Raw genomic sequence first — 8,970 nt, 5'->3', positions numbered from 1 at the left:
GCAATAGATCTCCGAATAGCATTCGTCCGATGCAATAATGAAGTCATGCTTGTCGGCTAGTTTTATGAGCTTTTTAAGCGTTTCAGCGGGCGTGACAGCGCCTGTCGGGTTGCCCGGAGAGCACATGAACAGAATCTGGCAGCGGTCCCAGGTACTATCGGCGACAGAGTCGTAGTCGGGAATGAACTGGGAGCTCTCAAGTGTAGGTAGTAGTTCAAGCTCAGCCCCTGCAAGATAGCTAGCGCCCTCATAGATCTGATAAAAAGGATTAGGGCTCAGCACTAAAGCTTGATTACTGGCTTCTCTATCGATGACCGCCTGAGTAAAAGAAAAAATTGCCTCTCGTGTGCCGTTTACCGGAAGAATATTATCTTCGCTGCAAAGAGTGCCGGGCTTTAGATTAAAGCGTTGTGTCGCCCAGTTTGTCATGCTCTTTCGAAACTCAGGTAACCCTTTTGTGCTTGGGTATATTGCGACTTTGCCTAGGTTATTGGTGATGCTGTCGAGCACAAACTGCGGAGAAGGGTGCTTCGGTTCACCAATAGACAAGGGAATAGCTGAATAATCTGCTGATGGTGTTACTTGCCCGAGCAGTGCTTTAAGCTTTTCAAAGGGATAGGGCTGAAGTTTATTCAAGTCTGGGTTCATGAGGTTATTTCTACCTGCTCATCTAGAAGTGTACATATGTCGTGCTGTAAGGCCTCGCAAATCATTGCGTCACTAAGCGGTTGACCGTCTGTGTCGGTAATGAAGAAAACGTCTTCTACTCGCTCGCCCAAGGTGGCAATACGTGCATTGATCAATGATAAATTATGCTTTAGAAGTGCTTGGCCAATACGAGCGAGTAGGCCGGGTCGGTCGGGTGTTACAACCTCCATTACGGTACGCTGATTAATCATGTCATTGCTGAAAGTCACTTCAGTCGGGAAGGCAAAATGCTTCAGTTGGCGTGGTGTGCGCCGGCTGATTATCTCAGGGTAATCTTCCGGGTCATCGAGTTCTTCAATCAAGCGTGACCGAACTTGCTCTTTTCGTTCTACATCGTTTGCTAAGGGCATGTTGTGTGCATCAGTTACAATAAAGTGGCTCAAATTGAACTCACCTCTCGATGCACTGATACGGGCATTTAAGACGTTGAGATTCAGTTGCTCAAGTACCGCAGTTGTTGCAGCAAATAGGTCGTCTTTTGAGCGGACGTAAACCATAATATGGCTGAAACCGTCACCTTGCTTGGTTTGGGTGTCGCGAATGATGATGAGCGGCTCACTTGAGTTGCCATGATTAAGTACTTCAGAGATTTGCCAAACGATGTCGGCGGTTGAGTCTTGAAGGAAGTAGTCGTCTTCAAAGGACTCCAATAAAGCATCAATCTCTGGTGTGGTGTAGCCACTATCGATGAGTAAGGTGCGGACTTCGCGTTTAGTGGCTTCTATCCAGTCATTGCGATCAACAGGCTTATCTGTGCCGCGACGTATTGCGCGCCTGGTTTCGATATATAACTGCTGCATCAGTGTCGCGCGCCAGCTGTTCCACAAGGTGTGATTGGTCGCAGAAATATCACAGACAGTCAAAATATATAAGTACTCAAGGTGAGTAAGGCTAGGAATTAGTTGCGCAAACTGATGAATAACTTCAGGGTCATCAATATCTTTCTTCTGCGCTGTCATAGACATTAGTAAGTGGTTTTCGACCAGCCAGGAAGTGAGTCGTGTATCGCGCTCGCTAAAATGATGGTTCTGACAGAAGTTTTCAACATCGATGGCGCCAAGTTCGGAATGGTCTCCGCCTCTCCCTTTAGCAATGTCGTGATAGATACCAGCAGTATAAAGGATTTCACGTTTAGGGATATAACGGTATAAACGACAGGCAAGTGGAAACTCTTTTTTTGCCTCAGGGTAGTCAAGATGAATCAGGTTCTTGATAAGCTGAATCGTATGCGCGTCAACTGTATAGCAATGAAACAAGTCATGCTGCATTTGGCCGATGATCTGTCCAAACTCAGGTAAGTAGCGGCCCAGTACATTGTACTTAAGCATGGCGTTTAAGGTTTTATGAAGGTCGTGCGGTGTGCGCAGTATCTCCATAAATAAGCTTGTGTTAGCCAGGTCGTTTCGGAAACTGTCATCAATAAGATATTGATGTTCACGGATTTGACGAATTGTCGTGGTTTTTATGCCAATGATCTGAGGGTTTTGTGCGAGTAGCAAAAAAATCTCTATCAACGCATAAGGTGAGCGGTCAAAAATATCTTCTGACTTAGCTTCAATATAGCCGTGATTAATTTGGAATCGTTTACCTAGTTCTTGGACACTGTCATCACTCTCGGGGTTTAGATAAAACTCATCAAAGTACTGAAGTATCACGTCAGTAAGTTCGGCTAAACCCAATACGATGCGATAGTAGCGTTGCATCATTTTCTCGACACCGAGCTTTTGCTCGTCATCTTCAAAGCCGAGTATTTCTGCAAGCTTGCGCTGGTGTTCAAATAGCAGTCGGTTTTCGTTGCGGTCGGCAATCATCTGCAGGCCATAACGAAGGGTAAGAAGAAAGGTCTCGCCGCTGACTAGCATGCGGAATTCTTCGTCTGTCAAAAAGTGGTAGCGTGAGCGTGTGCTGGGAGCTTCAGCACCAAAGTGGCGCTTAGATATCCAGGTAATGGTCTGAATATCTCGTAAGGTGCCAGGGGAAGATTTCAGATTTGGTTCGAGGTTGTATTCGGTGCCGCTATATTTCAGGTGGCGTGCACTTTGTTCTTCGCGTTTAGCTAGAAAGTAGGCTTTAGAGGTATAAACTGCGTCGGAATAGACCTTGTCTGAAATAATGCTCAGAAGTTCGGGGTCACCATCGATAGTGCGCGTTTCCAATAGGTTGGTCGCAATGGTGACATCGCTTTTAGCGGCTTCAATACATTCATCAATCGTTCTAACGCTATGGCCGATGTCTAGCTTCAGGTCCCATAATAGTGTGATAAAGTCAGACAGTTTGGTGCCCAGCTGATCATTAATTTCATTCCTTACCAGGATGAGTAAGTCAATGTCTGAATGTGGTTGCAGCTCGCCTCGGCCATAACCGCCAACAGCAATAAGGCTAACATGTTGGTCGAACCCGAAGCGTGCCCATAAACCTTTAAGAATATAATCCATGAGTTTGGATTTAACTTCGATAAGCTGACGGATATCTTCATTTGCCAGATACAGCCGATCAAGGACTTGCTTACTATCTTCCAGGATTGTCCGAACATTCAGGGCTGGTTGTGAGCAAGTACTTAAGTCAGAGACTAATGTTTGCATGTCCAGGCTAGATGCGTGGGTGAACTTTTCGAAGAGCGAGCTGTGTTGCGTCATAGTTTTATCGGCTTGTGCTTAACTTAGCAGACCTTCCTCTTCCTTACGTAAGGTCAGTATTTCGCAACCGTCTGAGGTAACTAGCAAAGTGTGCTCCCATTGCGCAGAAAGCTTGTGATCTTTGGTCACGACTGTCCACTCATCTGGTAAGAGTTTGCAGTGGCGTTTGCCTTGGTTAATCATTGGCTCGATAGTAAAGGTCATGCCTTCTTTTAGCTCAAGGCCGGTGCCTGGTTTACCATAATGCATGACCTGCGGCTCTTCATGGAAAACAGCACCAATACCATGGCCGCAATACTCGCGTACTACAGAATAGTAATTGTTTTCAGCATGCTTTTGAATAACAGCGCCAATATCGCCTAGTCTCGCACCCGGCTTAACAAGGGCAATGCCTTTGTATAAGCATTCTTGCGTAATTTTGCATAGCCTTTCGGCAGCAATGCTTCGCTTGCCAATGAAAAACATTTTACTGGTGTCACCGTGGTAGCCATCTTTAATGACAGTGATGTCGACATTTACTATGTCACCACTTTTTAGCACTTTCTTGTCGCTTGGAATACCGTGGCATATGACATGGTTGACCGAGGTGCAGATAGACTTTGGAAAGCCTTTATAATTAAGTGGTGCGGGAATGGCGTTTTGAGTATTAACGATGTAATCATGACATATCTTGTCTAGTTCACCGGTTGAAACGCCAGCAACAACGTGCTCTTCGATCATTTCCAGTACTTCGGCGGCGAGTCGCCCGGCAACCCGCATCTTTTCAATTTCTTCGTTGGACTTGATGGTAACTTTAGTATTCATAACTCGAAAAGAGAGCCTTTTGTCTAGGGGTTGTTATGGTGTCGGGAGAGCATTATAGCGCCATTTGCGACACAGACTTTTATCAAAAATGCGCCGCATTCTACCTCGAAAGGTGAGTTAATTGAATAATTATTGTTATTTGCTGGTGGCTGCTCGATTTATATTGTTAAAGGTTAAACGTAGAATTGAGTGGCCTGGCCTGCTATAAATGTAGGAATGCGCTTTTTATTTTGAAGTGGATATGGTATAAAGCGCACGCAAATTTCGGGAACTCACATCCAGCAGGGTGTCGGTAATCTCGATTGACTTAAATCCGCACACGTTTCGACACATTGATCTGGGTGCTGTGTTCTGCTTCTGCTACGGTGGTTTTGGTTCATGGTTGATTAATGGGACTCGTGGAGGTCTAACCCAAACATATTAAAGGAAAAGAACATGGCATCAGTATCTATGCGTGACCTGCTTAAAGCAGGTGTACACTTTGGTCACCAAACTCGTTACTGGAACCCTAAAATGGGTAAGTACATCTTTGGTGCTCGTAACAAAATTCACATCATTAACCTGGAGCAAACAGTTCCTGCGTTTAATGAATCTTTAGCTTTCGTTAAAAAGCTGTCAGAAGGTAAGAACAAGGTATTGTTCGTTGGTACTAAGCGTGCTGCTGGCAAGATTGTTAAAGAAGAGGCAAGCCGCGCTGGTATGCCTTACGTAAACCACCGTTGGTTGGGTGGTATGTTGACTAACTACAAAACGATTCGTCAGAGCATTCGTCGTTTCCGCGATCTTGAGACTCAAAGCACTGATGGTACTTTTGATAAGTTGACTAAAAAAGAATCTTTGATGCTGACTCGCGAAATGCAGAAGCTAGAGCGTAGTATTGGTGGTATCAAGGATATGGGTGGTCTACCTGACGCATTGGTTGTGATCGATGTTGATCACGAGCGTATTGCGATCAAAGAAGCTAACAAATTAGGTATCCCTGTTATCGGTATCGTTGATACAAACAGTGATCCAGATGGTGTTGATTACGTTATCCCTGGTAACGATGATGCGATCAGAGCTATTCAGATTTATGCAAAAGCTTTTGCTGATGCAGTGCTTGAAGGTTCTTCAAAAGGTGGTGAGTACGTTGAAGTGGCGGAAGAGTCAGCGGCATCTGAAGAAGGCGAAAAAGCAGCAGAGTAATCTTTCTGTAAGCGTTTTCTTATAAAGTGCTCAAGGGTCGGTTTTCCGGCCCTTGTTTTCATTCGTTATTAATAATGCTTCGGTTCTTATTTGGTTGAAGGTGTGTTCCGCTTGCGAACATTTTAGCGCCTTTTGGGCTTAGGTAATGGAAGCAAATTTTTTAATTTTACAGCCGCTTGGGTTGTAACGGTAAAGAGGAATTGACATGGCCGCTATTAGCGCATCAATGGTAAAAGAACTTCGTGAGCGTACAGGTCTTGGTATGCTTGAGTGTAAAAAAGCACTTGCTGAAGTAGACGGTGATATCGAAAAGGCAATTGAAGAGTTGCGTAAGAAAAGTGGTATGAAGGCAGCTAAGAAAGCTGGCCGTACAGCTGCTGAAGGTGTGGTTGTGGCTAAAGTATCTGCTGACAACACTTCTGCAATGTTAGTTGAAATTAACTCTGAGACTGACTTTGCTGCTAAGAACGAAGGTTTCCTTGCGTTTGCAAATAACGTAGCAGGCGCTGCATTTGAAGCAGGTTCTACTGATGTTGCTGGTCTTCTTGATTCAGAGCGTGAAGCTTTGGTTCAGAAAATTGGTGAGAACATTTCTCCTCGTCGTGCTGTTAAGTCTGAAGGTGAAGTTGTGGGTGCTTATGTTCACTCTAACAATCGAATTGCTTCGATTGTTGCGCTTAAAGGTGGTACGCCTGAGTTGGCAAGAGATATCGCTATGCATGCAACAGCGGTTAATCCTCGTGTTCTTAACCCTGAAGATATGCCTGAAGAAGAGTTGAATAAAGAGAAGGATATCATTAAGGCTCAGCCTGATATGGAAGGTAAGCCAGATGCGATCGTCGAGAAAATGATGGGTGGTCGTATTAAGAAATTCCTTAAGGAAAACAGCTTGGTTGAGCAGCCTTTCGTTAAGAATCCTGAAGTTACAGTTGGCCAGTTGGCTAAAGATGGCGGTGCAGAAGTTGTTTCTTTTGTCCGTATCGAAGTAGGTGAAGGTATTGAGGTTGAAGAGGCTGACTTCGCTGCAGAGGTTGCGGCTCAGCTTAAAGGCTAATTTAGTCTGTTTACATGGGTTTGTTAACAGGTAAATGTTGAAAAGATAGTTCCACTTTTTACCAATCCTGATACAATTCCCAACCGTGCCGTATAAGAAGGGTGATATAACCATTTTTCTTATGCGGCATTATTGTATCTGGCAATTGGTTTTTATCTTAAAGTTGTCTGGGGAGTACTTGCTCATCTGGAAAGACTGTTTTTAGTGGGGGCGACTCCCCCGAAATTAAGATACGTCATATGCATATTAAGCAGGTTCTTAACCTGTATTTGTTAACTACGCTTTAAATGCCGAGAGTGATTCATGCCTGTAAATCTCCAGCCAAAATATAAACGAATTCTTCTAAAACTTAGTGGTGAAGCTCTAATGGGCGATGAGGACTTTGGGATCGATCCAAAAGTACTTGATCGCATGGCTTTAGAAATTGGTCAGCTGATTGGTATAGGTGTTCAGGTTGGCATGGTCATAGGTGGTGGTAACTTGTTTAGAGGTGCTGCCCTAAGCCAGGCTGGAATGGATCGTGTTACTGGTGATCATATGGGTATGCTGGCTACGGTTATGAATGCCTTGGCGATGCGTGACGCATTAGAACGATCCAATATATCAACGCGTGTTATGTCAGCTATCCCGATGAGTGGTGTTGTTGAGCATTACGATCGGCGCAGAGCGGTTAGAGATCTTAAAGATGGTGATGTTGTAATATTCAGCGCAGGAACGGGTAACCCTTTCTTTACAACTGACTCTGCTGCATGTCTACGAGGTATTGAGATTGATGCTGATGTTGTATTGAAGGCAACAAAAGTAGATGGTGTCTACAACGCTGACCCGATGAAAGATCCGACAGCCGTGAAGTATGATGCTTTGAGTTATGATGAAGTCTTGGATAAAAAGTTAGGTGTAATGGATCTAACGGCAATTTGTTTGTGCCGTGATCACAATATGCCTGTTAGAGTATTTGATATGAATAAGCCTGGGGTTTTGCGCAGTATTGTAGTGGGTGAATCCGAGGGTACATTGATCGAGGCAGCTGCCGACGAATAAGATCGAGCCAGTTATATAAAGAATAAAGGAAAGATATATGTTAGATGAAATTAAACAAGATGCTGAAGAGCGTATGGCAAAAAGTATTGATGCGCTAGGTGTTGCTTTTGCCAAGATTCGTACTGGTCGAGCGCACCCAAGTATTTTAGATAGCGTATCAGTTTCATACTATGGTGTAGATACACCGCTAAAGCAGGCGGCTAATATTAGTGTTGAAGATGGCAGAACTTTGGCAATCTCTGTTTGGGAAAAACCAATGGTGCCAGTGGTCGAAAAAGCGATTATAGCAGCTAACCTCGGCTTAAACCCGTCAACTTCTGGTGACTTAATACGTGTGCCAATGCCAGCTCTAACAGAGGAAACTCGTAGGGATATGGTTAAGCTAGCAAAAGCAGATGCCGAGAGTGCAAGAGTATCTGTTAGAAATATTCGCAGAGATGCTAACTCCGATATTAAAGAACTTTTGAAAGAGAAAGAGATTTCAGAAGATGAAGAAAAAAGAGCAGCAGATGGTATCCAAAAACTAACTGACACTTATGTTGCTAAAGTTGATGCTTTATTGCAGGAAAAAGAATCAGACTTGATGGAAGTATAAAAACTGCCTGTTTCGGGCGAAAGTGTGTCCAATGCTTTCGCTCGTTAAATTTCGTGTTATTAAGTATTGGGTTGGATAGATAAATTGAGTGAGCACATTCCTCTAAGCTCAGGGAGTAAACCTAGACACGTTGCTATCATTATGGATGGTAATAATAGGTGGGCTAAGCAGCGCAAAAAGATAGGGATTTCTGGGCACAAGGCAGGCGTAGATGCGGTTAGAGATGTCGTTAAAGCTTGTGTTGAGGAAGATATAGAGGTGCTGACTCTATTTGCCTTTAGTAGTGAAAACTGGAGGAGGCCCGCCGAAGAGGTTGGTGCGTTAATGAAGCTTTTCCTTTTTGCCTTGCAGCGAGAAGTTAAGAAACTGCACTCAAATAATATCCGCTTGCGAATTATTGGTGATCGAGAGCCGTTTAGTGATGTGCTTCAGGAGCATATGGCGAAAGCGGAAGAACTAACAGAAAATAATGATGGTATGACTCTGGTCGTTGCCGCTAACTACGGTGGGCACTGGGATGTCGCGCAAGCGACGCGGAAAATTGCCCATAAAGTTGCTTCCGGCGAGATTGCGGCTGAAGATGTGAGCGAAGACTTAATTCAATCACATATCTCTTTGGGTGACTTGCCTTTACCTGATTTAATGATTCGCACTGCGGGTGAGCAGCGCATCAGCAATTTTATGTTATGGCAATTGGCCTACGCAGAATTCTATTTTTCCGATTTGTACTGGCCCGATTTCAAGAAGGAACAGATGCTGGAAGCCTTAAAAGCCTATGCTGGACGAAAGCGGCGCTTTGGGCAAACTGATGATCAGTTGGATCAGGCCGAGTAAATAATCACGGGACTCTTTTTGTGTTAAAACAACGAATAATTACAGCTTTAATTCTTGCTCCACTTGTTTTGGGGGGTGTTTTTTTACTGCCTCCAGAGTATTTTTCTTGGTTT

The 8,970-nt window shown here is 44.2% G+C and carries 8 protein-coding genes; 5 read left to right on the top strand and 3 right to left on the bottom strand.

What is annotated here, in order from left to right; genetic code table 11:
• The 3 genes from A3756_RS04680 to map form a co-directional block, all read right to left on the bottom strand.
• On the bottom strand, window positions 1–648 hold a 648-nt coding region (locus A3756_RS04680), incomplete at its 3' end, for an aminotransferase class I/II-fold pyridoxal phosphate-dependent enzyme (protein ID WP_156490268.1).
• A complete protein-coding gene (gene glnD / locus A3756_RS04675; RefSeq protein WP_082865085.1) occupies window positions 645–3,344 on the bottom strand; it encodes a [protein-PII] uridylyltransferase in 2,700 nt (899 codons plus the stop codon). The genes A3756_RS04680 and glnD, both read right to left, overlap by 4 nt.
• An 18-nt stretch (window positions 3,345–3,362) precedes the next feature.
• Complete coding sequence (map, locus tag A3756_RS04670; RefSeq protein WP_068553001.1) at window positions 3,363–4,148, bottom strand: type I methionyl aminopeptidase; 786 nt, start codon at window positions 4,146–4,148, stop codon at window positions 3,363–3,365.
• 435 nt (window positions 4,149–4,583) lie between these two features.
• On the opposite strand from map, the gene rpsB reads away from it, so the two are divergent.
• The 5 genes from rpsB (at window position 4,584) to uppS (ending at window position 8,857) form a co-directional block, all read left to right on the top strand.
• Window positions 4,584–5,333 (top strand): 30S ribosomal protein S2, encoded by a 750-nt coding sequence (rpsB, locus tag A3756_RS04665; RefSeq protein ID WP_068508230.1) that lies wholly within the window; start codon window positions 4,584–4,586, stop codon window positions 5,331–5,333.
• Between the two features lie 205 nt (window positions 5,334–5,538).
• Window positions 5,539–6,387, top strand: a complete 849-nt coding sequence (tsf, locus tag A3756_RS04660; protein WP_068553000.1) for a translation elongation factor Ts — start codon at window positions 5,539–5,541, stop codon at window positions 6,385–6,387.
• A gap of 303 nt (window positions 6,388–6,690) precedes the next feature.
• The gene (gene pyrH / locus A3756_RS04655) at window positions 6,691–7,428 is read left to right on the top strand and encodes a UMP kinase (RefSeq protein WP_068508227.1); all 738 of its coding nucleotides are present in this window, start codon (window positions 6,691–6,693) and stop codon (window positions 7,426–7,428) included.
• Between the two features lie 37 nt (window positions 7,429–7,465).
• Complete coding sequence (frr, locus tag A3756_RS04650) at window positions 7,466–8,023, top strand: ribosome recycling factor (RefSeq protein WP_068508225.1); 558 nt, start codon at window positions 7,466–7,468, stop codon at window positions 8,021–8,023.
• Window positions 8,024–8,107: 84 nt separating this feature from the next.
• Window positions 8,108–8,857 carry a polyprenyl diphosphate synthase gene (uppS, locus tag A3756_RS04645; protein ID WP_255374954.1) on the top strand — a complete coding sequence of 250 codons (750 nt, stop codon included), beginning with the start codon at window positions 8,108–8,110 and terminating at the stop codon, window positions 8,855–8,857.
• Window positions 8,858–8,970 lie beyond the last annotated feature (113 nt).

The sequence above is a fragment of the Oleiphilus sp. HI0086 genome (genome assembly GCF_001635225.1).
Note: the sequence above shows the minus strand (reverse complement) of the source record. Positions and strands in the feature narration are given on the sequence as shown.